Annotated in this window: 25 protein-coding genes; all 25 read left to right on the top strand. The window is 35.1% G+C overall.

The annotated features are described in order from the left end of the window. The first annotated feature begins 44 nt into the window (after window positions 1–44). The 25 genes from yhbY (at window position 45) to ABS916_RS02005 (ending at window position 22,796) form a co-directional block, all read left to right on the top strand. Window positions 45–359, top strand: a complete 315-nt coding sequence (gene yhbY, locus ABS916_RS02125) for a ribosome assembly RNA-binding protein YhbY (RefSeq protein WP_089978457.1) — start codon at window positions 45–47, stop codon at window positions 357–359. A 44-nt stretch (window positions 360–403) separates the two neighbouring features. Next, a complete protein-coding gene (locus ABS916_RS02120) occupies window positions 404–1,048 on the top strand; it encodes a nicotinate-nucleotide adenylyltransferase (protein WP_350450322.1) in 645 nt (214 codons plus the stop codon). After that, window positions 1,038–1,646, top strand: a complete 609-nt coding sequence (yqeK, locus tag ABS916_RS02115; RefSeq protein ID WP_350450321.1) for a bis(5'-nucleosyl)-tetraphosphatase (symmetrical) YqeK — start codon at window positions 1,038–1,040, stop codon at window positions 1,644–1,646. Before ABS916_RS02120 ends, yqeK begins: the two co-directional genes overlap by 11 nt. 10 nt (window positions 1,647–1,656) lie before the next feature. Next, window positions 1,657–2,013: a ribosome silencing factor gene (rsfS, locus tag ABS916_RS02110; protein WP_035022163.1), complete on the top strand. Its 357-nt coding sequence runs from the start codon at window positions 1,657–1,659 to the stop codon at window positions 2,011–2,013. 5 nt (window positions 2,014–2,018) lie between these two features. After that, window positions 2,019–2,753 carry a class I SAM-dependent DNA methyltransferase gene (locus ABS916_RS02105; RefSeq protein WP_350450320.1) on the top strand — a complete coding sequence of 245 codons (735 nt, stop codon included), beginning with the start codon at window positions 2,019–2,021 and terminating at the stop codon, window positions 2,751–2,753. Window positions 2,754–2,824: 71 nt separating this feature from the next. Beyond that, the gene (recQ, locus tag ABS916_RS02100) at window positions 2,825–4,621 is read left to right on the top strand and encodes a DNA helicase RecQ (RefSeq protein WP_156097348.1); all 1,797 of its coding nucleotides are present in this window, start codon (window positions 2,825–2,827) and stop codon (window positions 4,619–4,621) included. 17 nt (window positions 4,622–4,638) lie between these two features. Then, window positions 4,639–5,859: a nucleotidyltransferase gene (locus ABS916_RS02095; RefSeq protein ID WP_350450319.1), complete on the top strand. Its 1,221-nt coding sequence runs from the start codon at window positions 4,639–4,641 to the stop codon at window positions 5,857–5,859. 85 nt (window positions 5,860–5,944) lie between these two features. Beyond that, window positions 5,945–6,508, top strand: coding sequence for a YceD family protein (locus ABS916_RS02090; protein ID WP_035022171.1), 564 nt, complete (start codon window positions 5,945–5,947; stop codon window positions 6,506–6,508). A gap of 68 nt (window positions 6,509–6,576) precedes the next feature. Next, window positions 6,577–6,756 (top strand): 50S ribosomal protein L32, encoded by a 180-nt coding sequence (gene rpmF, locus ABS916_RS02085; protein WP_007723076.1) that lies wholly within the window; start codon window positions 6,577–6,579, stop codon window positions 6,754–6,756. Window positions 6,757–6,968: 212 nt separating this feature from the next. After that, window positions 6,969–7,343, top strand: a complete 375-nt coding sequence (locus ABS916_RS02080; RefSeq protein ID WP_350450318.1) for a DUF3397 domain-containing protein — start codon at window positions 6,969–6,971, stop codon at window positions 7,341–7,343. A 340-nt stretch (window positions 7,344–7,683) separates the two neighbouring features. After that, the gene (mraZ, locus tag ABS916_RS02075) at window positions 7,684–8,115 is read left to right on the top strand and encodes a division/cell wall cluster transcriptional repressor MraZ (RefSeq protein ID WP_350450317.1); all 432 of its coding nucleotides are present in this window, start codon (window positions 7,684–7,686) and stop codon (window positions 8,113–8,115) included. A gap of 62 nt (window positions 8,116–8,177) precedes the next feature. Next, the gene (gene rsmH / locus ABS916_RS02070; RefSeq protein ID WP_350450316.1) at window positions 8,178–9,134 is read left to right on the top strand and encodes a 16S rRNA (cytosine(1402)-N(4))-methyltransferase RsmH; all 957 of its coding nucleotides are present in this window, start codon (window positions 8,178–8,180) and stop codon (window positions 9,132–9,134) included. A gap of 31 nt (window positions 9,135–9,165) precedes the next feature. Then, window positions 9,166–9,549 (top strand): cell division protein FtsL, encoded by a 384-nt coding sequence (ftsL, locus tag ABS916_RS02065; protein ID WP_350450315.1) that lies wholly within the window; start codon window positions 9,166–9,168, stop codon window positions 9,547–9,549. After that, window positions 9,546–11,705, top strand: a complete 2,160-nt coding sequence (locus ABS916_RS02060) for a penicillin-binding transpeptidase domain-containing protein (RefSeq protein WP_350450314.1) — start codon at window positions 9,546–9,548, stop codon at window positions 11,703–11,705. Before ftsL ends, ABS916_RS02060 begins: the two co-directional genes overlap by 4 nt. Window positions 11,706–11,721: 16 nt before the next feature. After that, complete coding sequence (locus ABS916_RS02055; RefSeq protein WP_350450313.1) at window positions 11,722–13,200, top strand: UDP-N-acetylmuramoyl-L-alanyl-D-glutamate--2,6-diaminopimelate ligase; 1,479 nt, start codon at window positions 11,722–11,724, stop codon at window positions 13,198–13,200. 12 nt (window positions 13,201–13,212) lie between these two features. Next, window positions 13,213–14,178 carry a phospho-N-acetylmuramoyl-pentapeptide-transferase gene (gene mraY, locus ABS916_RS02050; protein WP_350450312.1) on the top strand — a complete coding sequence of 322 codons (966 nt, stop codon included), beginning with the start codon at window positions 13,213–13,215 and terminating at the stop codon, window positions 14,176–14,178. Window positions 14,179–14,244: 66 nt separating this feature from the next. Beyond that, complete coding sequence (gene murD, locus ABS916_RS02045; protein ID WP_350450311.1) at window positions 14,245–15,630, top strand: UDP-N-acetylmuramoyl-L-alanine--D-glutamate ligase; 1,386 nt, start codon at window positions 14,245–14,247, stop codon at window positions 15,628–15,630. A 20-nt stretch (window positions 15,631–15,650) separates the two neighbouring features. After that, window positions 15,651–16,754, top strand: coding sequence for an undecaprenyldiphospho-muramoylpentapeptide beta-N-acetylglucosaminyltransferase (murG, locus tag ABS916_RS02040; RefSeq protein WP_350450310.1), 1,104 nt, complete (start codon window positions 15,651–15,653; stop codon window positions 16,752–16,754). A 23-nt stretch (window positions 16,755–16,777) separates the two neighbouring features. Continuing rightward, the gene (locus ABS916_RS02035) at window positions 16,778–17,710 is read left to right on the top strand and encodes a cell division protein FtsQ/DivIB (protein WP_350450309.1); all 933 of its coding nucleotides are present in this window, start codon (window positions 16,778–16,780) and stop codon (window positions 17,708–17,710) included. Window positions 17,711–17,846: 136 nt separating this feature from the next. Beyond that, window positions 17,847–19,178 carry a cell division protein FtsA gene (gene ftsA / locus ABS916_RS02030; protein ID WP_350450308.1) on the top strand — a complete coding sequence of 444 codons (1,332 nt, stop codon included), beginning with the start codon at window positions 17,847–17,849 and terminating at the stop codon, window positions 19,176–19,178. A 36-nt stretch (window positions 19,179–19,214) separates the two neighbouring features. Beyond that, window positions 19,215–20,474 carry a cell division protein FtsZ gene (ftsZ, locus tag ABS916_RS02025; protein ID WP_350450307.1) on the top strand — a complete coding sequence of 420 codons (1,260 nt, stop codon included), beginning with the start codon at window positions 19,215–19,217 and terminating at the stop codon, window positions 20,472–20,474. 2 nt (window positions 20,475–20,476) lie between these two features. Then, complete coding sequence (locus ABS916_RS02020; RefSeq protein ID WP_350450306.1) at window positions 20,477–21,151, top strand: YggS family pyridoxal phosphate-dependent enzyme; 675 nt, start codon at window positions 20,477–20,479, stop codon at window positions 21,149–21,151. 48 nt (window positions 21,152–21,199) lie between these two features. Next, window positions 21,200–21,685, top strand: a complete 486-nt coding sequence (locus ABS916_RS02015; protein WP_350450305.1) for a cell division protein SepF — start codon at window positions 21,200–21,202, stop codon at window positions 21,683–21,685. A gap of 21 nt (window positions 21,686–21,706) precedes the next feature. Then, the gene (locus ABS916_RS02010; RefSeq protein ID WP_502880571.1) at window positions 21,707–21,994 is read left to right on the top strand and encodes a YggT family protein; all 288 of its coding nucleotides are present in this window, start codon (window positions 21,707–21,709) and stop codon (window positions 21,992–21,994) included. Window positions 21,995–22,013: 19 nt separating this feature from the next. Further along, a complete protein-coding gene (locus ABS916_RS02005) occupies window positions 22,014–22,796 on the top strand; it encodes a YlmH family RNA-binding protein (RefSeq protein WP_350450304.1) in 783 nt (260 codons plus the stop codon). The last annotated feature ends 41 nt before the right edge of the window (window positions 22,797–22,837 follow it).

Here is a 22,837-nt window from a genome sequence, read left to right as displayed (position 1 = left end):
ATAAAGTAGAAGAGATCACTATGGTCTTAATGGAGTGAATAAAAATGAAGTTAACAGGTAAACAAAAACGTTTTTTAAGAAGCAAAGCACATCATTTAAATCCTATTTTTCAAATTGGGAAAAATGGATTGAATAAAGAAGTTATCGTACAAATTAATGAAGCTTTAGAAAAAAGAGAATTAATCAAAGTAGGATTATTACAAAATACAGATGAAATAGCTGAAGATGTAGCAGCTGTTCTTGAACAAGAAATCGGCTGTGATGCAGTACAAGTCATTGGTCGTGTTATTGTGTTATTTAAGAAATCTAATCAAGAAAAATATCAACGTATTTCGAATGAAATTCCACGAGCAAAATAACAAACCGTTTAGTTAGTATATTTTTGGGAAGAAAGGTGATTAGCTTGAAAAGGCAATCTTTTTCTAATAGTAGAACTCAATTAGCAACAGAAGTTGAATTTGACATCCAACCAAAAAAAAGAGTTGGTATTCTTGGAGGGACGTTCAACCCTCCTCATATCGGACACTTGATTATTGCGGATCAAGTTTGCCATCAATTGGGGTTAGAAAAAATCTATTTCATGCCAAGTGCCAATCCGCCACATCAAGATGAAAAAAAAGCAATTGAAGCTAATCATAGACTTCATATGGTTGAACTAGCCATTGAAGGCAATCAAAGATTTGATGTTGAAAAAGCAGAAATTGAACGTGGTGGAAAAAGTTATACCTATGATACAATAGTGAAATTGAAGGAAGAACATCCGGATACAGATTATTATTTTATTATTGGTGGAGATATGGTGGAGTACTTACCAAAATGGTATAAAATAGAAGAATTGGCTCAGCTTGTAGAGTTTGTGGGAGTTAACCGCCCAGGATACAATCTTCTTAGCCCTTATCCAATTATTTGGGTAGATGTACCTTCAATGGATATCAGTTCTACTTCCTTGCGTAAAAGTTTAGAAATGAACTGTCCAGTAAATTATTTGATCCCTAGAAAAACGCTAGAGTATATTTGGCGCGAAGGGTTGTATCAAAATGGAAGATAAACTGAATCAATTAAGGTATTCGAACAAATACACAACTCTTACAAGAAATGAATTGATTCAAGCTGTTCAAAGTCAAATGAGCCAAAAAAGGTTTCAGCATGTTTTAGGTGTAGAGCAAGCAGCAGTTCAATTAGCAGAAAAATATGGTGCTTCAACTGAAGCAGCTAGTATTGCGGCGTTAACGCATGATTACGCAAAAGAACGTAGTGATAAAGAGATGCAGGAATTAATTTATCGCGAACAGTTTGAATTAGAACTGCTGGAATACGGAAGCAATATTTGGCATGGACCATTAGGTGCATTTTTAGTTGAACATGAATTAGGAATAACTGATCCAGATATTCTAAATGCTATTAAACATCACACAATAGGTGCAGCAGAAATGACTATTTTAGAACAAGTTATTTACGTTGCTGATTATATCGAACCCGGTAGAAATTTCCCTAGTGTAGAAAATGCTCGGAAAATTGCAGCAGAAAATCTACAAGCAGCAGTTCAATTTGAAACAAAACAAACCTTGCAACATTTGATTGAAAAAAACAGAAAAATTTATCCAAAAACAATTGCTACTTATAATAAATGGGTAGCAAATCCTTAGGAGGAACAACATGGTAACTGAAAGCATAGAATTAGTAGAATTGGTCGTAAAAGCAGCAGATGATAAAAGAGCAGAGGACATCATTGCAATGGATGTTAGCAAAATTTCTATTTTAGCAGATTATTTTATTGTTATGCATGGTAATAGTGAAAAACAAGTTAAAGCTATCTCTGAAGAAATCATTGATAAAGCTGAAGAAGCTGGAATTGATGTAAGAAGAGTTGAAGGACGTGATTCATCTAAATGGTTGCTAATTGACCTTGGAGATGTAGTTGTCCATGTTTTCCATTACTCAGAACGTTCATTTTATAATCTTGAAAAATTATGGAGTGATGCTCCGTTGGTAGACATCACTAAGATGGTCTAATTTCAATGAGTTATCAAACATTTGCACAAGTGTATGATGCGATTATGGATGAATCCCTTTATGATCGTTGGGGGCAATTTGTTGATAAGCACCTTCAAAATAAAAAGACAAATGTGTTGGAACTTGCTTGTGGAACGGGTGCGTTAGCTGTAGCACTCTCTAAAAGAGGCTACACTGTAACGGGACTAGATTTATCTGACAATATGCTGAGTTTAGCAAATGAACGAGCAATGGCAGAAAAAGTAGATCTACCCTTAATTCAAGCAGACATGATGGAACTATCTGACATTGGTCAGTATGAAGCTGTTACTTGTTTTTCAGACTCATTATGCTATATGCCAAATGAAGAAGCAGTGTCAAAAGTTTTCCAACAAGTCTATAATGTGTTAACAGAATCAGGAACGTTTTTGTTTGATGTTCATTCGACCTATCAAACGGATACCGTATTTCCAGGATATATGTTTAACGACCAATCTGAAGAAATTAGTTTTTTATGGAAAAGTTATGCGGGTGAAGAACCTCATTCTGTCGAACATGACCTAACATTCTTTGTTTATGATGAAGAATTAGATCTATATGAACGCTACGATGAAACACATAAAGAACGAACCTATTCAATCGAACAGTACAAAAATATGCTTTCAAAAGCTGGTTTTTCTTCAATTGAAGTAAGTGCTGATTTCGGGGATACTGAAGTAACCGAAGAAAGTCCACGTTGGTTTTTTGTTTGTACGAAATAAATAGCTTATGAATGAAACCTTTTTAATGGAAAACAGAAAAATCGATTAGGATTTTTCTGTTTTTTTACATAATGATTTCTATCGAAAGGAGAGATACATTGTTAACAAAGGCCTATCATGTGCTCCAAGAGACATATGGTTTTACAGAATTTAAAACAGGACAAAAAGAAGTCATTGAAAAAGTTTTACAAGGAAAAGATACGTTAGCCATTATGCCAACAGGCGGGGGGAAATCCCTTTGTTACCAGATTCCTTCTCTAGTCTTTGAAGGAGTGACAATAGTTGTTTCACCGCTTATTTCCTTGATGAAGGATCAAGTAGATGCATTAACAGAAGTAGGTATACCGGCTACTTATTTAAATAGTACGTTAACTGCTGCAGAGATGAATGTACGTTTGAAAAAAGCAGTCAATGGAGACTATAAGTTGATTTATGTTGCTCCTGAGCGATTCCAAACGGAAGAAATTTTTTACTTGATGCATACGATAAATATCTCAATGATAGCTATCGATGAAGCGCATTGTATTTCTCAGTGGGGGCATGATTTTAGGCCTAGTTACTTATCTTTAGGAGAATCAATCCAACAATTGGATTATCGACCTATCGTGTTGGCTTTAACAGCTACGGCAACACCTATTGTCTCAAACGATATTTTGAATTTATTAGGTATTCTTCCTGATAATCGAGTGAAAACAGGATTTGAGCGTGATAATCTAGCTTTTCAAGTTATTAAAGGGCAAGAACGCAACCGGTTCTTATTGGATTATTTAACAGTGAACAAAGGGCAATCTGGAATTGTCTACGCTAGCACACGAAAAGAAGTGGAGCGGATCTATGAACTGTTAAATGCCAAAAAAATCAAGGCTGGTAAGTATCATGGCGGATTAAAAGAAGATGAACGTAATAGCTGGCAAGAAAAATTTTTATATGATGAAGTAACGGTAATGGTCGCAACAAATGCATTTGGTATGGGGATTGATAAAAGTAATGTCCGTTTTGTAATTCATTACCAGATTCCAAAAAATATTGAAGCATATTACCAAGAAGCTGGACGTGCAGGTAGAGATGGACTGCCAAGTGATGCGATTTTATTATTTTCTCCTCAAGATATGCAAATTCAGAAATTCTTTATCGACCAATCAGAGATGACGGAAGAATTAAAAAATCAAGAATACCGAAAATTAAGAGAAATGGCTCAATATGGGTCAACGCAAATTTGTTTGCAGCGGTACATTGTCGAATATTTTGGCGATAACTGTGAAGATTGCGGAAGATGCAGCAACTGTTTAGATGACCGTGAAGTTGCAGACATTACGTTGGAGACTCAAAAAGTATTATCTTGTGTTAAGCGTATGGGTCAAACGTATGGAAAGTCGCTCATCATGAAAGTATTAACTGGATCAAAAGATAAAAAAGTCACACAATGGCATTTTGAAGACCTTTCAACTTATGGATTGATGAAAGGGGTACCTCAAAAAGATGTGACTCAATTGATTGATTATTTAACGGCTGAAAAATATTTAGCGCCTACTGACGGTCAGTACCCTATTTTAAAATTAACCGAAAAAGCTGTTGCTGTTTTAAAAGGAGAACTGTCCGTTACGAGAAAACAAGCAAAAGTAGCACAAAAAGTAGCAGTAGACGATGCTTTATTCGATCAATTAAGAGAATTAAGGCGTGCATTCGCAACGGAACAAAAAGTTCCACCTTATGTTATTTTCTCAGATGAAACATTGCACCAAATGTGTGTATTAATGCCTCAAAATGAAACTGAAATGTTGACAGTAAAAGGTGTAGGAGAAAATAAATTAGAAAAATACGGAGAAGCTTTTTTAACCTGCTTAAAACAAGCTAAAGTAACAAGTTAAAGAGAGGTCTTTGAATAATGAAGAGTTGTGGTGTAGTTGTAGAATATAACCCATTGCACAATGGTCATGTGTATCATTTGAAAAAAGCTAGGGAATTATCGGGTGCAGATATTATTATTGCTGTAATGAGTGGGAATTTCTTGCAACGCGGCGAACCAGCTATTGTAGACAAATGGACTCGGACACAAATGGCGTTAGCAGCTGGAGCAGATATAGTGATCGAACTACCAGTAGCTTTTAGTGCGCAACCAGCTGATTATTTTGCTAAAGGAGCCGTTGAATTATTACAAGCCATGAAGTGTGATGCAATCTGCTTTGGCTCTGAATCAGGTGAAGGGGCGGATTACCAAAAACTAGCTCAATTTTTAAATCAGCATACAGCAGCTATTAACCAACGATTTAAAGAAAATAAAAACCAAGGACAAACTTATGCTTCACAAATGGAACAAGTTCTTAAGGAACTCCTTCCGAACCAACCCATCGCTTTATCTACGCCAAATAATATTTTGGGATTAGCCTATGCAAAAGAGAATTTACTTTATGAAAAACCGATGGAACTTTATATCCTGACACGGATCGGATCGGATTATCATGATGAAGAATTAATTGAGCAAAGCTTTTCAAGTGCTACAGCTATTCGAAAAAAATTATTGGAGACCAAACAAAAAACTGTACCTCTTGAAGAATTGAGGGCAAGTATGCCAACAAGCAGTTTGGAGTTACTAATCGCCAATCCGCTTGTTAGCTGGGAAAATTATTGGCCTTATTTAAAATATCAAATAGAAGTTCAGTCATTGGAGGAACTTCAGTCTATTTACCAAGTAACAGAAGGGATTGAATACCGCTTAAAAGAATGTATTCAAAAAGCCAAAAGTTTTGAGCAGTTTATTTCGTTAGTTAAAAATAAACGTGTATCATGGACTCGGTTGCAACGAATGTGTGTGTACATCTTACTTCAATTAAAAAAAGAAGACATGGTCAAGGAATTGCAAAAACCAAAAGCTATCCATTTATTAGGATTCAGCTTATTAGGAAGAAAGTACTTGAAAGAAATAAAGAAAGAGTTGTCGATACCTTTAATGGCCAATGTAACTAAAAAGAACAAAGATTTATGGACATTGGATATAAAAGCGGGTAAAATTTACCAAATGGGTCAGTTGGGTTTAATAAAAGAACAAGATTATTATCGTCAGCCACTAAATTTTTATTTTGAAAATACCTATGAAAACAAAGCTTAGCAAGAAAAGACTGTAAGGTAAAATACGTTGACAAAGGGTTCATTCACTAGTATAATAATCTTTGTTGCTTTAGGAGTGATGTAAAATGAAATGGTCATTAAACGAATTGCAAAAATACCGCAATGAGCCGTTAGTTTTCTCGGAAACTGTTGACTTAAAAAAACCGTTGATGAATCGAGAAAAGGAATTAATGGATGTTTCTCCAATTAACTTAGAAGGAACACTCATTGTTCATGAAAAAGAAATCTTGCTTCATATGGTTGTTTCATTAAATGTGACACTACCCTCTGCAAGATCACTAAAACCAGTTTTGTTCCCTATGTCAATTGGAATAGATGAAATCTATATTCCGCCTTCTGCTACTCCTGGATCTAAAATAGATAATGAGGAAGAAACAGTCATTCTTTTAGATAAAGATATGATTGATCTGTCTGAAGCTATCACGGATGCAGTTTTGTTAAATCTTCCATTGCAAGTCTTTACGCAAGAGGAGATAGAAGGACAAGAAATGCCTAGTGGAAATGATTGGCTGGTCGTTTCTGAAGATGAATACATTTCAGATTTAGAAACACAGAAATCAGAAACTGAAGATCCGCGTTTTGCTGGTTTGAAAGATTTGTTTAAAGACGAATCTGATAATCAGAAATAAGTATGTATTATAGGCTTCTTTTTAGCACAAATTTGTGTAGAGAAGCAATTTTTAAGGAGGTGTAAGGAATGGCAGTACCAGCAAGAAGAACATCAAAAGCTAAGAAAAACAGACGTCGTACTCATTTTAAATTAGAAGTTCCAGGTATGAACGCATGCCCTAACTGTGGCGAATTGAAAAAAAGCCATCACGTTTGTGCATCATGTGGACATTACGATGGTAAAGAAGTAATCAGCAAAGAAGCTTAATTTTTTGCACATTTCATTACGAGATGATTTGAAAACCCTTATTGAGACCATGGCTCAATGGGGGTTTTTTGATTTTTAAACTAGTATTTAATTTGGAGTATACAAAAAGCTGAAATTACGTTAAATTTAAGAAGAGCGTTTTTGTGATAGTGTAGTCTAATAAGTAGCCAGATATTAAGTAAGGCATATACATACTTAAAAGGTGGGATGAAATGGAGTCCGAGACTTCTTTAATAATAGGGAAACTGATACTGTACTGTTTGCCACTTGTTTTATTGCTTTTTTTCAGTAAAATAACGCAACGTCATTTTAAAAGGCAACATTCAGCTATTAAGTTACCAGATCTGCTGGTTCCTTTTTTAATTTTAGGTATTCATATTCTTAGCGAGTTAACCTATGGATTTTCTGTAATTCCATATTTTTTAATTTTTATATTTAGTTTAGGGATTGTTGTACTTTTGGTTATTGCGGCAAAAAAAGGTGAGATTTTATATAAAAGTTTTTTTAAAACGTATTGGCGATTTGTTTTTATTAGTTCTATACTAGCCTATTACAGTTTGGTTACAGCTAATGTAATAATGACTTGAAAAAGACATAAAAAATTTTGGTTAATTGAAAAAAAGTGTTAGTTCTAGTTTAGGCGAATAGCAGTTTAACTAAAATAGTATTGTTTGAAAATGATTTTAAGATGGATTAAACAAAAAAAAGCAAAAAAGAGACAATTTTGTCTCTTTTTTGCTTTTTTTTTACAGTAATTTGGGAGGATTCCCCACTTGAAAATCAACATAGGAATAGAAGCATTTAAGTATTTAAACACAATCAGGCTGTAATCAAAAAGATTTATGTCTTTTTTTGAATAAATGTGGAGGAAAGTGGGGCATTGTGGTAGACTAAAAATATCTAATTGGAGTTTGGGGTGAGACAGCTATGTTATTGGGTGAACACAAGCACAACATTGATGCCAAAGGTCGTTTAATCATGCCATCAAAGTTTCGATCTGATTTAGGTGAGAAGTTTATTCTTACTCGTGGATTAGATGGATGTTTGTTTGGATATCCGCAAGAATCATGGTCTGCTCTTGAAGAAAAGCTCAAACAGCTTCCGCTAGCAAAAAAAGAAGCTCGTGCTTTTACAAGATTCTTTTACTCAGCTGCTGTTGAATGTGAAATAGATAAACAAGGAAGAATCAATATTCCTCAAACATTGAGAGAACATGCAAAATTAGAAAAAGTTTGCCATGTTGTTGGAGTTTCTGAACGAATTGAAATTTGGGGAGAGACCAGATGGAACCAAGTTTCCCAAGAAGCTGAAGAAACATTTGATAGTATTGCTGAAGATATGATTGATTTTGGATTCTAGCAATCTATCAATTTAAAAATAAAAAAAGATAAATAAATTAGTGAGTTAGGTAGGCGAAAAAAATGACAGCATTTAATCATGAAACAGTCTTATTGCGCGAAACAGTTGATGGGCTGTCGTTATCCCCAGAAGGTATTTATGTTGATTGCACTTTAGGTGGAGCGGGTCATAGTGAATATTTATTATCACAATTGAATGAAAACGGGCATTTATTTGCTTTTGACCAAGATGAGCGTGCAATTGAAAACGCAAAAATCCGTTTAGCTGAATATGTTGAAAAAGGTATGGTTACCTTTATTAAAGCAAATTTCCGATATATTAAAGATGAATTAACTGAACGTGGAATAAACGAAGTAGATGGAGTGTTATATGATTTAGGAGTTTCTTCACCACAGCTAGACGAAGCAGAACGAGGCTTTAGTTACCATCAAGATGCACCTCTAGACATGCGAATGGATACAGATGCTCCCTTAACAGCAAAAGATGTCGTTAATGAATGGTCTTACCACGATTTGATTAGAATTTTCTACCGTTATGGAGAAGAAAAATTTTCGAAACAAATTGCTCGTAAAATTGAAGCTGCTAGAGAAATTAAGCCTATTGAAACAACTAGCGAATTAGTTGAACTCATTAAATCAGGAATACCTGCACCAGCTAGAAGAAAAGGCGGCCATCCAGCAAAACGTGTCTTTCAAGCGATACGAATTGCTGTTAATGATGAATTATCCTCAGTAGAAGATTCGTTGGAACAAGCAATTGAATTATTATCAATTGGTGGGCGTATCAGCGTGATTTCGTTTCATTCATTAGAAGATCGAATCGTTAAATCTATCTTTAAAGATCATTCTAAAGGACCTGAATTGCCTCGTGGATTACCAGTTATTCCAGACGAATTTTTACCTGAATTAAAATTGATTACTAGAAAACCAATTTTACCTTCAGAAGAAGAGTTAGCCGTAAATAATCGTTCGAGAAGTGCCAAGTTACGAATTGCTGAAAAACAAACCAAAGTAAACTAAACATTAAAGGATAGGAAGGAAGTATTATAGTATGCCATTAGAAAGTAATTTAGCTAGAAACCTTGAAGTCGAAGTACCCTTTCAGCCGCAGACAGCTCCTACTCCTAAAAAGGAAAAAATACATACTCCTTTTACAAAAAGAATAGGTATAACAAAAGGAGAAAAAATACTTATCAGTTCAGTTTTAATTATTTTGTTTGCTCTTATCGCTGTTAGTATTTCTTTAGAGATTACCATTGCCAGTACGAATCGTACGCTACAAGATGCAACAACCTCTATTGCTGAATCTACAACGGTAAATGAAAACTTAGAACAAGAAGTTCAAGAATTATCACGTTATGATCGTGTGTATGAAATTGCAAATAAATTTGGTTTAGAAATGAATGAAGAAAATGTAAGGAATGTTATAAAATGACGAATAAAAACCCTCTAAAAAACAGAAAAAAAGTTGCCATACTATTGTTTTTTGGCACAATTCTTTTACTCATTGTTTTTGCGGGACGAATTGCATTTATCATGGTAAAAGGTGAAGTTAATGGAGAAAATTTATCGCAAAATATAAATAATTTATACACGAGAAGTAGCATCCTAGAAGCAAACCGAGGAACCATATATGATGTTGGGGGGGAATCGGTTGCATTAGATGCTACTTCTTATTCTTTAGTAGCGGTTTTAACAGATCAATGGTCTAATCCTGATGAAGCACTCCATGTATCGGACAAAGAAAAAACAGCTGAAGTATTAGAAAAATACATCCCTATGAGTAAAGAAGACATTTTAGCAAACTTAAATCAAAAAGATCTTAATCAAGTTGAATTTGGTGAAGCAGGGAAAAACTTATCGTTTGATACAAAAAAGAGTATTGAAGAAGAAAAGCTACCAGGTATCGTCTTTGAGGAGACCCCTACAAGACTTTATCCTAATGGAATATTCGCTTCGCATTTAGTCGGTTATGCTGCATTACCCTCTGGAGAAAAAGAAGGTGTTTCTAGCACGGACTTAACCGGCATGATGGGGATTGAGCTTGCATATGACGATATTCTTAAAGGTACAGATGGGAAAACGATTTATCAAAAAGACAGTTTTGGTTACGTTATTCCAAATTCTAAAGTAGAAACAACAGAACCTGAAAATGGGGATGATATCTATCTAACTTTAGATAAACGAATGCAAGTCTACATGGAAAATGTTATGACCGAAATTGATGATAAATACAATCCTGCTATGGTAACCGCAACGTTGATTAATCCAGAAACAGGCGCTATTATTGCAGCATCACAGAGACCTACATTTAATGGAACTACAAAAGAAGGCATCGATCAATTGTGGCAAAACGTTTTGGTGGAAAACACCTATGAACCAGGATCTACAATGAAGATATTGACCTTAGCTGCAGCTGTCAGTGAAGGTGTTTTTGATCCAAATGCTTATTTCCAATCTGGAGTGAAAATGATTGCTGATGATCCGATTCATGACCATAATCCAAATGGTTGGGGTACGATTTCTTATTTAGAAGGTTTGGCACGTTCGAGTAATGTGGCTTTTGCTAACTTAATGGAAAAAATGAGCCCAGAAACTTGGAAAGAATATATGGATGCCTTCGGAATTGGTCAAACGACTAATTCTGGTTTAGCAAATGAAGCTAAAGGTTCAGTTGCTTTTAACTATCCTCTAGAACAAGCAAATACCGCTTTTGGGCAAGGGTTAACCGTTACCGCATTACAGATGTTGCAAGCTTTTACAGCGGTAGCAAATGATGGCCAAATGATGAAACCGCAATTTATAAGTAAATTTGTTGATTCAGACACAGGAAAAGAAACAATCGTTGAGCCAGAAGTTGTAGGCCAACCAATAAGTAAAGAAGTAGCAGATCAAACATTGGAGTATTTAAAAGAGGTCGTTTACAACGAAAATGGGACAGGTGTAGGCTATCAAATCGATGGATATGAAATTGCTGCAAAAACTGGGACTGCTGAGATTGTCAATCCTAAAACAAAACAGTATTATAGTGGAGGAACAAATTACATTTATTCTGTTGCGGCTATGGCTCCAGCAGATGATCCAAAAGTGATTCTTTACATTACAGTACAACAACCTGAAATTAAAGATGGCAGTATAACAGGAAGTGGAGTAGTTAAAGAAATTTACCAACCTATTATGAAACGAGCATTAGAATATTTGGCTTTAGGAGAAGACGAAGAAGCTGAGACAAATACGGTCGAAATGCCAAAAGTTACTGGAATTTCAAAAAATGAAGCACTAAAATCATTAGAAGGTACTCAGTTAAATGTGACCGTTGTTGGAAATGGTGATACAATAGTACAACAATTACCATTACCAACTGAGACTACTATTGAAAATCAACGTGTGGTTTTAATGACTAATGGAGCTATGACTATGCCGGATATGATGGGATGGTCAAAAAATGATGTTTTAAAGGTTTCAGAAATAACTGGATTAGAATTTATATTTGAAGGGGAAGGCTATGTCGTCAGTCAAAGCCTCGAACCAAATGCCAATATGCAAAGTACGGATAAAATTACCATAAAATTAGAAACTCCACAAGAATAGAAAAAGGTGAAAAACAGTGAAAGCAATCGAATTGATCAAACCATTAAAATCAAAGAAATTTTCGGCAGATTTTTCTGATAGTTTAGAAATTACAAAAGTTACTCAAGATACAAGAGAAGTTGAACAGGGTTCTCTTTTTGTTTGTATTATTGGTTCTCTTCATAATGGACATGAGCTAGCAAAAGAAGCTGTTCAAAAAGGAGCAGTTCTAGTGGTGGCAAGTGAACCACTAGATATAGAAGTTCCAGTTGTCTATGTAAACAATACAATGAAAGCTATGGCAATTTTAGCAGCTGCTTTTTATGATTATCCGAGCCAGAATTTGCGTGTCATAGGTGTTACTGGTACAAATGGTAAAACAACAGTCACACATCTTTTAGATTATATTTTTCATGATCACAAGGAAAAAACCGGAGTTATCGGAACGATGTATCGTCGTATAGGCTCTGAAGTTTACGAAACAAAAAATACAACACCAGATAGTCTTACACTGCAAAAAACGTTGCGCGAAATGCAAGAAAACGGCGTACAGACTTGTTCTATGGAAGTTTCTTCACATTCGTTGGTTCAAGGTAGGGTGTGGGGGACTGATTTTGACATTGCAATTTTTACTAATCTAAGTCAAGATCATCTGGAATATCATCACACTATGGAAAAATATGCTGAAGCCAAAAGTTTATTATTTTCACAATTAGGTAATGGCTATCAGCAAGATAAACCAAAATTTGCTATTTTAAATTTTGATGATCCAGTGGGCAGAAGCTTTGAAGAAAAAACGGCTGCTTCTGTTTTTTCTTATGGAATCGATCAACCGGCTGATTTTAAAGCTACTGATTTAAGAATCACAAATAAAGGTACCCGTTTTAATTTGAATTTTGAAAATCAAGTATACGAAGTACAATTACAACTAGTTGGCAAGTTTAATGTGTCGAATGCTTTAGCAGCTATTGCAGGAGCATATGCGGCTGGACTGGAATTGCCTTCTGTTATCCAATCCCTTAGCCAGATAAGTGGCGTACGAGGCCGTTTTGAGATCGTTAAAGGGGAATATGATTTTGCTGTAATCGTTGATTACGCACACACACCAGATGGATTATTAAATGTATTAAATGCAGTAAATGAAATTAAAACTGGAAATGTATTTTGCGTAGTTGGTTGTGGCGGAGACCGTGATCGCACTAAGCGACCGATAATGGCTGAAATTGCACAAAAAAATTCAGATACAGTCATCTTTACATCTGACAATCCAAGAACAGAAGATCCTAATGCTATATTAAATGAAGTAGTTGCAGGATTAGAAGAAGAGTCGTATCAATTGATTCCTGATAGAAGAGAAGCTATCCAGTCTGCAATTAAACAAGCAGCGCCAAATGATATTATCTTGATTGCTGGAAAAGGTCATGAAAATTATCAAATTATTGGGACTGAAAAAATTCATTTTGATGATGTTGAAGAGGCTGAAAAAGCGATACACATAAAAAACAATGATAAATAGGAGCGGAAAATAATGCAGTGGACGGAAATGTTAATCGCAGTTGTGAGCGGATTTGCCTTAACTATTATGGCAATGCCAATCGTGATTGGTTTTTTTAGAACAAAACAATTAGGTCAAACGACTAGAGATGAAGGACCAAAGTGGCACGAAGTGAAAACAGGAACTCCAACCATGGGAGGGATTGTCTTTCTAGTAGCTGCAATTATTTCAACTATTTGGGTTTCTATATGGCAAAATGTCTTTTCAATAGGGATTATGTTAACTCTTTTCATCCTCATTCTCTATGGTTTATTGGGATTCTTGGATGACTTCATTAAGGTGTTCAAAAAAAGAAATCTTGGCTTGACTTCCAAACAAAAATTAATAGGACAAATACTTGGGGGAGTGCTTTTCTTTGGTGTTTTCCTTTATGAAAATATTCCAACAGAATTGGCTTTCCCTTTTGTAGGCACAGTTGATATTGGTTGGTTTTATGGACTATTTATTATCTTTTGGTTAGTTGGTTTTTCAAATGCCGTTAACTTAACGGATGGTCTAGACGGGCTAGTTGCCGGAACAGCAAGTATTGCTTATGGTGCATATGCTATTATTGCTTGGAATCAACAACAATTTGATATTTTAATTGTTTGTCTAACTGTCATAGGTGGGTTGATTGGCTTTTTCTTTTTTAATAAAAAACCCGCTAAAATATTTATGGGAGACGTTGGTTCATTAGCATTAGGTGGTGGTTTAGCAGCTATTTCAATTCTATTGCATCAAGAATGGTCACTTCTTTTAATCGGTCTTGTTTTTGTTATGGAAACCGCAAGTGTTATGATTCAAGTTACTTCTTTTAAACTAAGAGGCAAACGGGTATTTAAGATGAGCCCTATTCATCACCATTTTGAAATGAGCGGTTGGAGTGAATGGCGTGTTGTTCTTACTTTTTGGTCTGTTGGATTATTAGCTGCAGCAGCATGTCTAATAATTATTCTATGAAGCTTACAGTAGTTTTAACTGCTTGTTAATAAAAATTCCTTATTTTTAAGAAAAAGAGGTTTAGACATGAAAAAAATAAAACGCTATGAACATAAAAAAGTATTGGTTTTAGGGCTTGCACTAAGTGGAGTAAATGCAGCTAAATTACTTCATTCATTAGGCGCACTAGTAACCGTTAATGATTATAAAAATTTTGATGAAAATCCTCAAGCTCAAGAATTATTAGAATCTGGTATAAGAGTAGTAACTGGAGGACATCCCGTTGAGCTATTAGACGAAGATTTCGAATGGGTCGTGAAAAACCCAGGTATTATGTATAACAATCCTATCATCATGAAAGCTGTTGAAAAGGGCATACCGGTCATTACGGAAGTCGAATTAGCTTATGAAGTAGCTGAAAGTATGATCATCGGTATTACAGGCACAAACGGGAAAACAACTACTACAACTATGATAGCAGAGTTGTTAAATGCAGGACGTTCCAAAGGTCATGCTTATGTGGCTGGAAATATTGGGACTCCTGCAAGCCTTGTAGCCCAAAAAGCAACAAGCGATGATGAAATCATTATGGAATTATCTAGTTTTCAATTAATGGGAATCACTGAACTAAACCCGCATATCGCGGTGATAACGAATATTTATTCTGCTCACTTAGACTACCATGGAACAAGAGAAGAGTATGTGGCAGCTAAGATGAGTATTACTAAGAATCAAACTGAAGAAGATTATTTAATTGTCAACTGGGATCAACCTGAATTAAGAGAATTGTCTCAACAAAGTAAAGCCACTATTGTGCCTTTTTCAAGAAAAGAAGTCTTAGAAACAGGAGTGTATTTGCAAGACGATGTGATCTATTATCAAGGAGAGCCTGTAATGGCTAAAGAAACCATTTTGATTCCTGGTGATCATAATGTTGAAAATGCAATGGCAGCTATTGCAGTTGCTAAGTTATTGAATCAAGAAAATGGCGTGATCCGGACGAGTTTAGAACAGTTTACTGGTGTTAAACACCGTACTCAATTTGTAAGAGAGTGGAATGAACGTCGTTTTTACAATGATTCAAAAGCCACGAATACGTTAGCAACAGAAAATGCCTTAAAAGGTTTTGATGTTCCTGTTATTTTACTAGCCGGTGGTTTAGATCGAGGGAACAATTTTGATGAATTGATTCCAGTAATGAATAAAAAAGTAAAAGCGTTAATTGTTTTTGGAGAAACGGCAATGAAATTAAGTGAAACGGGTACTGAAGCTGGAATTCCAACGATTATATCTGTTCAAAATGTTGAAGCGGCTGTGCCAGTTGCTTATGAGCTAAGTGAGCCAAACGATGTCATTTTATTATCGCCTGCTTGTGCAAGTTGGGACCAGTACCGAAGTTTTGAGGTTCGTGGCGATGCCTTTATTCATTCCGTTGAACAATTAGTAGAAGAAGCAACAGAAGAGGAGGAATAGGCCTTTTGGTCTAGCAGCCGATGAAAATTTTATTATCTGGTGGTGGAACTGGAGGACATGTCTATCCAGCACTCGCACTTATGCGTCGTATACAAGAATTAAATCCAACTGCAGAATTTTTGTATGTTGGAACTGAAAAAGGGTTAGAAAATAGAATTGTAAAAGAATATGGGATACCTTTTGCTTCTGTAGAAATAAAAGGATTTAAACGCTCATTGTCTCTTGACACAGTTAAAACGATACGGATGTTTATCAGTAGCATTAAGCAAGCTAAAAAAATCATTAAAAACTTCCAACCAGATATTGTTATTGGGACTGGTGGGTATGTATGTGCGCCGATAGTATACGCGGCATCAAAATTAGGCGTTCCTAGTATTATCCATGAACAAAATAGCGTTGCAGGTATAACGAATAAGTTTCTTGCACGTTATGTAACCAAAATTGCTATTTGTTTTGAAGAAGTACGAAATGATTTTGCTAAATATCCTGAAAAAGTTTGTTTTACAGGTAATCCAAGAGCACAAGAAGTCAGTAATGTGCAAAAAAAAGCGGCTTTAGAAGAGTACAATTTAGACTCTGAAAAACCAACAGTCTTGATTTTTGGTGGTAGTAGAGGAGCCAAAAGGATCAATGATGCTTTTGTTGAAGCTCTACCATTGTTAGCGAATAAAGATTATCAGGTATTGATGGCTACAGGAGATATTCATTTTGAAACGATTCAAAGTCAGTTAACAAAAATCAAAAATGAGAAGTTTAATGTTTCTGTAGTATCTTACATTCCAAATATGCCAGAAGTCTTCTCGACGGTTTCTTTGGTTGTTTCAAGAAGTGGAGCTACAACGTTGGCAGAACTTACAGCACTCGGATTACCAAGTGTCTTAATTCCTAGTCCATATGTGACCAATGATCACCAAACAAAAAATGCAGAAAGTTTAGTAAACAAAAACGCTGCAAAATTAATCAATGAATCAGAATTAACTGGTGAAAAGTTAGTTCAAACATTGGATGATTTGATGTTGAACCCAAATACGCGTCAAGAAATGGCAAGAAATGCTAAAAAAATGGGCATGCCAGATGCGTCAGATAGAATAATTGAAGTAATAAATAAAATTGTGAAAAAATAACTTTTATAAAGGAGGATAGGTGCATGAGAAAACAGAATAAGAAACAAAAAGCTGTAACTAACCTGCATCTTTCTTCTTTAAAAAAAGGAGAACATAAAAAAGAAACGGCAGATAGCAATAAGCAAGCTGCATTTCAAAAAACAAAATCATTAGAGCATACGTTACCAAAATTAAAAAAACAACGTCAAAAAAAACTTTTCACACGATTAATCACGCTTATTTTATTATTTTCATTTGCAATTTTGATAGTTGTGTATTTTATAAGTCCCTTAAGCAAAGTAGATATCGTTTCTGTTAGTGGTGCAAAAGAAGTAGCCGATCAAGAAATAATTGATGAAAGTGGTATTAAATCTGGAGGCAATCTCTGGAAGATATTCTTTGAAAGAAACAAAATTTCTGGAAAAGTTGTATCTGAATTGCCACAAGTTAAATCCATGGAAATTGTTTTAGATGGTTTGAATGACTACACTTTGGAAATCGAAGAGTATGAAACAGTTGCTTATTTAGTTAAAGACAATAAATACTACAATATTCTTGAAAATGGGAAAATTGTAAATGAAAGTAGAAAAGTATCTATTGGAAATCCGCCAATTTTTAAAGAGTTTGAAGAAAACAAAGCGTTAAAGGAAATGATTGCTCAGTACCAATCATTAAATGAAAATATCCAAAACAGCATTTCAGAAGTCCAATATACGCCCAGTGAGGTTGACGACTACCTTATTAAGCTATACATGAACGATGGGAATGAAGTAATCGCTTCGATACCTTCCTTTGCAGAAAAAATGATTTACTATCCTGATATGGTAAAAAAAGTGGGCGACCAAAAAGGAACAATAAATATTGAAGTTGGGGCTTATTTTTCTCCATTTAAATATAGTGAAGATAAAAAGGAAGAGTCAAACGGAACTTCTGATGAAAACAGTGTTGAACTCGATCCAGAGGAAGAAGCTCAATAGAAAAAAAGGAATAAAAAGTTTTTTACTTAAACAGAAAAAAATACTGAAATACTTCGTAAATTGGTAACGCTTATGTTAAAATTGGTAATAACTATAGGTTTTAACATAAAATGATGATATAGGAGGTTTCAATGAATTGGGGAATACTGAAATGTATGTAAGTCTAGATATTGGAACCACTTCAATAAAAGTAGTTGTAGCTGAATATATAAACGGTCAAATGAATATTATTGGAGTAGGAAATGAAAAGTCTGAAGGCTTAAACCGTGGAATTATCGTAGATATTGATAAAACGGTACAATCAATTAACAAAGCAATTAAACAAGCAGAGCAAAAAGCAAATGTAAATATTCATAACGTTATTGTAGGCATTCCAAGTACCTCTGTCGAAATAGAAGCGTGTCATGGAATGATAGCAGTATCAGGAGAAAATCGTGAGATTACTGAAGCAGACGTCCAAAATGTTTTGGCAGCTGCAATGGTAAAATCGGTTCCTCCAGAAAGAGAAATCTTAACCATTTTACCGGAAGAATTTATCGTTGATGGATTTGATGGCATCAAAGATCCGAGAGGAATGATTGGTGTTCGTTTGGAAATGCATGCTATCATGTTAACTGGACCAAAAACTATCTTACATAACACAAAACGTTGTGTGGAAAAAGCTGGTTTACAAATTCAAAACATCGTCTTACAATCTTTGGCAGCAAGCAGTGTAGCTATGTCTAGCGGCGAAAGAGATTTTGGCACAATATTGCTTGATTTGGGAGGCGGACAAACAACGGCTTCAGTTATGCATGATCACCAGTTGAAATACACATACGTAGATCAAGAAGGTGGAGATTACGTAACGAAAGACATCTCTGTTGTTTTAAACACCACCATTGAAAGTGCTGAAAGAATAAAACGCGATTATGGATATGCTTTGCCAGAAGAAACTTCTCAAGAAGAAACTTTTCCAGTAGAAGTAATTGGCAAAAGCCAGCCGGTAAAAATTGATGAGCGTTATCTGTCAGAAATCATTGAAGCTCGGATGGTTCAGATTTTTGAAAAAGTGAAATCTGAATTAGACAAAGTTGGAGCAAGAGATTTGCCTGGTGGAATGATTTTAACGGGTGGTGCTGCAGCCTTACCTGGTGCAGTAGAGCTAGCTGAAGATATTTTTGAAATTCCAGTAAAACTTTATATTCCTCATCAAATGGGTCTGCGTTATCCAGCGTTTACTACGGGTATAGGCTTGATCCAATATGAAGCTAACTTAGATGATATTCATCAAATTATGAAAGAATATCAATTAGGTATTACAAGGAAAGAAGATTCTTCTTACTATGCTAAACCAGAGACCTTTTCAGAAAATGATGAGAATAATTCTTTAGAATATGAAAAAGTAAAACCCATTAAGAAAGAAAAGAAAAAAGAAGACAAGTGGAGTAATAAGGCAAAAAGCTTTATCTCAAATTTCTTTGATTAAATAGAATACATTCAGATTGTAGTAGGAGGAAATGGAATGGACTTAGAATTTGACACAAATCCAGCTAATGGAGCGATAATTAAAGTAATTGGTGTTGGTGGAGCTGGAAACAATGCTGTTAACCGAATGATTGATGAAAATGTACAAGGTGTAGAATTTATCGTAGCAAATACTGATTTACAAGCTTTAGCAGGTTCAAATGCCGAAGTAAAAATCCAACTTGGGCCAAAATTAACACGTGGTCTAGGAGCAGGAGCAAATCCTGAAATTGGTCGTAAAGCAGCAGAAGAAAGTGAAGAACAAATTGCTGAATCATTACGTGGAGCCGATATGATTTTCGTAACCGCTGGTATGGGTGGCGGAACAGGTACTGGTGCTGCACCTATCGTAGCTCGTATTGCTAAAGAACAAGGCGCTTTAACGGTTGGAGTAATCACTAGACCCTTTACTTTTGAAGGACCTAAACGTGGACGCTTTGCTGCTGAAGGTGTAGCACAAATGAAAGAACACGTGGATACGCTTGTCATCATTTCAAATAACCGTTTATTAGAAATTGTTGATAAAAAGACACCAATGCTTGAAGCCTTCCATGAAGCCGATAATGTTTTACGCCAAGGTGTTCAAGGAATTTCAGATTTAATCACTGCACCTGGATATGTAAACTTAGATTTTGCTGATGTGAAAACAGTTATGGAAAATCAAGGATCAGCATTAATGGGTATTGGTATGGCAAGTGGTGAAAATCGTACAGTCGAAGCTACTAAAAAAGCTATTTCATCTCCATTGCTAGAAGTTTCAATTGATGGCGCAGAGTCTGTATTGTTAAATATTACAGGTGGATCTGACTTAACATTATTCGAAGCACAAGATGCATCAGATATCGTTTCTGCAGCGTCTACTACAGAAGTAAATATTATATTTGGTACTTCTATTAATGAAAACTTAGGTGATGACGTTATTGTAACGGTTATTGCAACAGGTATCGATACAACTAAAGCAAAAGAAGTAAAACCACAAACAAGTGAAAGAAATCGAAACAGTTCTACTCAAAGAATTGTACCTGAAACTTCAGCTGTACAATCTGATCAAACAAAAGATCCTTTTGGCGATTGGGACATTCGTCGCGAACCTAGTTTACGTGATCAAAGAGCTAAATCTCAATCGAATGAGTTAAATCAACAAAATGAAAAACCTGACTTTGACATTTTTAAACGAGAAGAAAAGCAAGAACAAGAGAGTCATCAAGAAGAAGATAATCTTGATACACCTCCATTCTTTAGAAGACGCCGTAAATAAAAATGAGTTCTGTTAAAGAAAATTGTCAAGAAATTGAACGTAAGTTAGGTTTGTCATTAAAAAAAGTCAATCGAGAACGTTCTAGTGTGCAAATTGTTGCAGTAACTAAAAGTGTTTCTAGTGAGCAGGCTATTACTGTGATTGAAGAAGGCTATACGCATCTGGCAGAAAATCGTCCTGAAGGTTTGGAAGCAAAACTGGAAGAACTAAATGAACCTCAATTGGTCTGGCATTATATTGGAAATCTACAAACAAGAAAAGTAAAGAAAGTAATCAATAAAATTGATTACTTTCATGCTTTGGATCGTTTGGCATTAGCTGAAGAAATTGAAAAAAGGTCGAACAAAACTATTTCTTGTTTTGTTCAAGTAAATGTGACGGGTGAAGCTTCCAAAAGCGGTGTAAGCCCGGATAATCTTACTGAATTTATTGATAGCCTTTCACAGTATTCAAAGATAAGAGTAGTTGGTTTAATGACTATGGCGCCTTTAAATGCTGAGGAGACAATTGTTCGTACGGCTTTTGCCCAATTGAGGGACTTACAACAGACGATTCAAGAAAAAGCTCTCTCTCACGCACCGTGTACAGAACTTAGTATGGGAATGAGCAAAGATTATACTATTGCTGCTGAAGAAGGAGCAACTTTTATTCGAATCGGAACGTCTTTTTTTGAATAAGAATCAATTTCAGTAAAGAAGGAATTGATTTAAAAAGGAGGACTTTAAATGAGTATGTTAACTAATTTGTCTCAATTTTTTGGTTTAAATGATGAAGAAGAATTCGAATTAGAAACTGCATCTGACAATCAAGAAAGTGGATCATCAAAAGCAGAAAAAAATGAAGCTAAGCGAGAATTGAAAAATCAACGAGCTTTCAATACACGTCGCGAACCAGCAACAACAAATAAAGTTGTTGCAATGAAAAATCCAGAGAATCCTTACCAATCTAAAATTGTTGTATTTGAACCTAGAGTTTATTCTGAAGTTCAAGAGATTGCAGATTTACTGCTTAGCAATCAATCTGTCATCTTAAATTTCACGCGTATTGAAGAAGATCAAGCTAAAAGAATCGTTGATTTTTTAACTGGAACAATCTACGCTATAAGCGGAGATATTCAACGCATTGGTGAAGAAATTTTCTTGTGTACACCTAAGAATGTTGAAATTGATGGTGCATTATCAGATGTTATGCAAGAAAAAGATTTTTATTAAAGAAAAGAGGAAAAATCAATAGTGGCTTATTTTATGTCTTTACTCTACACGGTACTTTCTAGAGCCTTAGATATCTACTCTACTCTGATTATCGTATATATCTTAATGTCTTGGTTTCCAGGAGCTTATCAATCAAAATTTGGGCGCATATTGTCATCCATTTGTGAGCCGTACTTAAACTTCTTTAGACGGTTTATCCCACCAATTGGTATGATTAGTTTTTCAGGAATTGTTGCTTTAATTGTTTTAAATTTAGCTAAAAGCGGATTGTTTTCACTCTTTCAGCTAATCATGAGGATTTTGTATTAATTGAAGGAGGTATTTTCTAATGATTGAAAATGTCTATCAACATTTTAGAAAAGAAGAGCAATCCTTTATTGATATAGTTATTGGTTGGATAAGAAACGTTGAAGACCAATATACTCCTTATTTGACAAATTTTTTAGATCCCCGTCAATTGCATATCGTAAAAACAATCGTTGGGAAAAATAGCGAGATTACTATTCATTCTTTTGGAGGATATGAAGCAGCAGAGAGGGTGAGAGCTTTCATTTGCCCTTCATATTTCACTCCGAAGCAGGATGATTTTGGAATAACGATTTGTGAAATCCGTTACCCTATAAAATTTGCATCGTTGTCACATGGAAAAGTATTAGGAACTCTGCTGTCAACTGGGCTAAAAAGAGATTATTTCGGAGATATCATTTCGGATGGTACACGTTGGCAAGTATTTGTTGAAAATACAACGAAAAGTTATGTGGAACAGCAAGTTATCAGTATTGGGAAAGTTGCAGTCCGTATGGAAGAAAGAGACTATACCGACATTTTAGTTCCTATAGATAATTGGACGATTGAAAGTCAAACAGTTTCATCCATGCGTTTGGATACGTTGGTTTCCAGCGTTTTTAAGATGTCTAGACAACGTGCTAAACAGATGATCGAATCAGGAAAAGTGAAGTTGAATTGGGTTGAATCAACTCGACCAGATTTTGAAATTGGGTTGTTAGATATTGTTTCAGTTAGAGGATATGGACGGTTACAAGTTCAAGAAATTGAAGGCAAAACTAAAAAAGATAAATGGCGTTTGCAGTTAGGTGTATTATATAAATAACGGTTAACTCATTTACTTGTAAGTTAGTTTATGATAATTTA

Origin of the sequence: Carnobacterium sp. (assembly GCF_040274945.1) — a bacterium.
Taxonomy (GTDB): domain Bacteria; phylum Bacillota; class Bacilli; order Lactobacillales; family Carnobacteriaceae; genus Carnobacterium_B.
The sequence above is the reverse complement of the archived record's forward strand: the minus strand, read 5'-3'. Positions and strand labels throughout refer to the sequence as shown.

Bases quoted from the DNA above. Each gene is read 5' to 3' on its own strand.
- ABS916_RS02035 (WP_350450309.1), top strand. From the start codon at position 16,778: ATGAGAAAACAGAATAAGAAACAAAAAGCTGTAACTAACCTGCATCTT.
- recQ (WP_156097348.1), top strand. From the start codon at position 2,825: ATGATTTCTATCGAAAGGAGAGATACATTGTTAACAAAGGCCTATCAT.
- murG (WP_350450310.1), top strand. From the start codon at position 15,651: ATGAAAATTTTATTATCTGGTGGTGGAACTGGAGGACATGTCTATCCA.
- ABS916_RS02090 (WP_035022171.1), top strand. From the start codon at position 5,945: ATGAAATGGTCATTAAACGAATTGCAAAAATACCGCAATGAGCCGTTA.
- mraZ (WP_350450317.1), top strand. From the start codon at position 7,684: ATGTTATTGGGTGAACACAAGCACAACATTGATGCCAAAGGTCGTTTA.
- yqeK (WP_350450321.1), top strand. From the start codon at position 1,038: ATGGAAGATAAACTGAATCAATTAAGGTATTCGAACAAATACACAACT.
- rpmF (WP_007723076.1), top strand. From the start codon at position 6,577: ATGGCAGTACCAGCAAGAAGAACATCAAAAGCTAAGAAAAACAGACGT.
- ABS916_RS02060 (WP_350450314.1), top strand. From the start codon at position 9,546: ATGACGAATAAAAACCCTCTAAAAAACAGAAAAAAAGTTGCCATACTA.
- rsfS (WP_035022163.1), top strand. From the start codon at position 1,657: ATGGTAACTGAAAGCATAGAATTAGTAGAATTGGTCGTAAAAGCAGCA.
- ftsL (WP_350450315.1), top strand. From the start codon at position 9,166: ATGCCATTAGAAAGTAATTTAGCTAGAAACCTTGAAGTCGAAGTACCC.
- ABS916_RS02005 (WP_350450304.1), top strand. From the start codon at position 22,014: ATGATTGAAAATGTCTATCAACATTTTAGAAAAGAAGAGCAATCCTTT.
- ABS916_RS02080 (WP_350450318.1), top strand. From the start codon at position 6,969: ATGGAGTCCGAGACTTCTTTAATAATAGGGAAACTGATACTGTACTGT.
- ABS916_RS02015 (WP_350450305.1), top strand. From the start codon at position 21,200: ATGAGTATGTTAACTAATTTGTCTCAATTTTTTGGTTTAAATGATGAA.
- ABS916_RS02020 (WP_350450306.1), top strand. From the start codon at position 20,477: ATGAGTTCTGTTAAAGAAAATTGTCAAGAAATTGAACGTAAGTTAGGT.
- rsmH (WP_350450316.1), top strand. From the start codon at position 8,178: ATGACAGCATTTAATCATGAAACAGTCTTATTGCGCGAAACAGTTGAT.
- murD (WP_350450311.1), top strand. From the start codon at position 14,245: ATGAAAAAAATAAAACGCTATGAACATAAAAAAGTATTGGTTTTAGGG.
- ABS916_RS02095 (WP_350450319.1), top strand. From the start codon at position 4,639: ATGAAGAGTTGTGGTGTAGTTGTAGAATATAACCCATTGCACAATGGT.
- yhbY (WP_089978457.1), top strand. From the start codon at position 45: ATGAAGTTAACAGGTAAACAAAAACGTTTTTTAAGAAGCAAAGCACAT.
- ftsZ (WP_350450307.1), top strand. From the start codon at position 19,215: ATGGACTTAGAATTTGACACAAATCCAGCTAATGGAGCGATAATTAAA.
- mraY (WP_350450312.1), top strand. From the start codon at position 13,213: ATGCAGTGGACGGAAATGTTAATCGCAGTTGTGAGCGGATTTGCCTTA.
- ABS916_RS02105 (WP_350450320.1), top strand. From the start codon at position 2,019: ATGAGTTATCAAACATTTGCACAAGTGTATGATGCGATTATGGATGAA.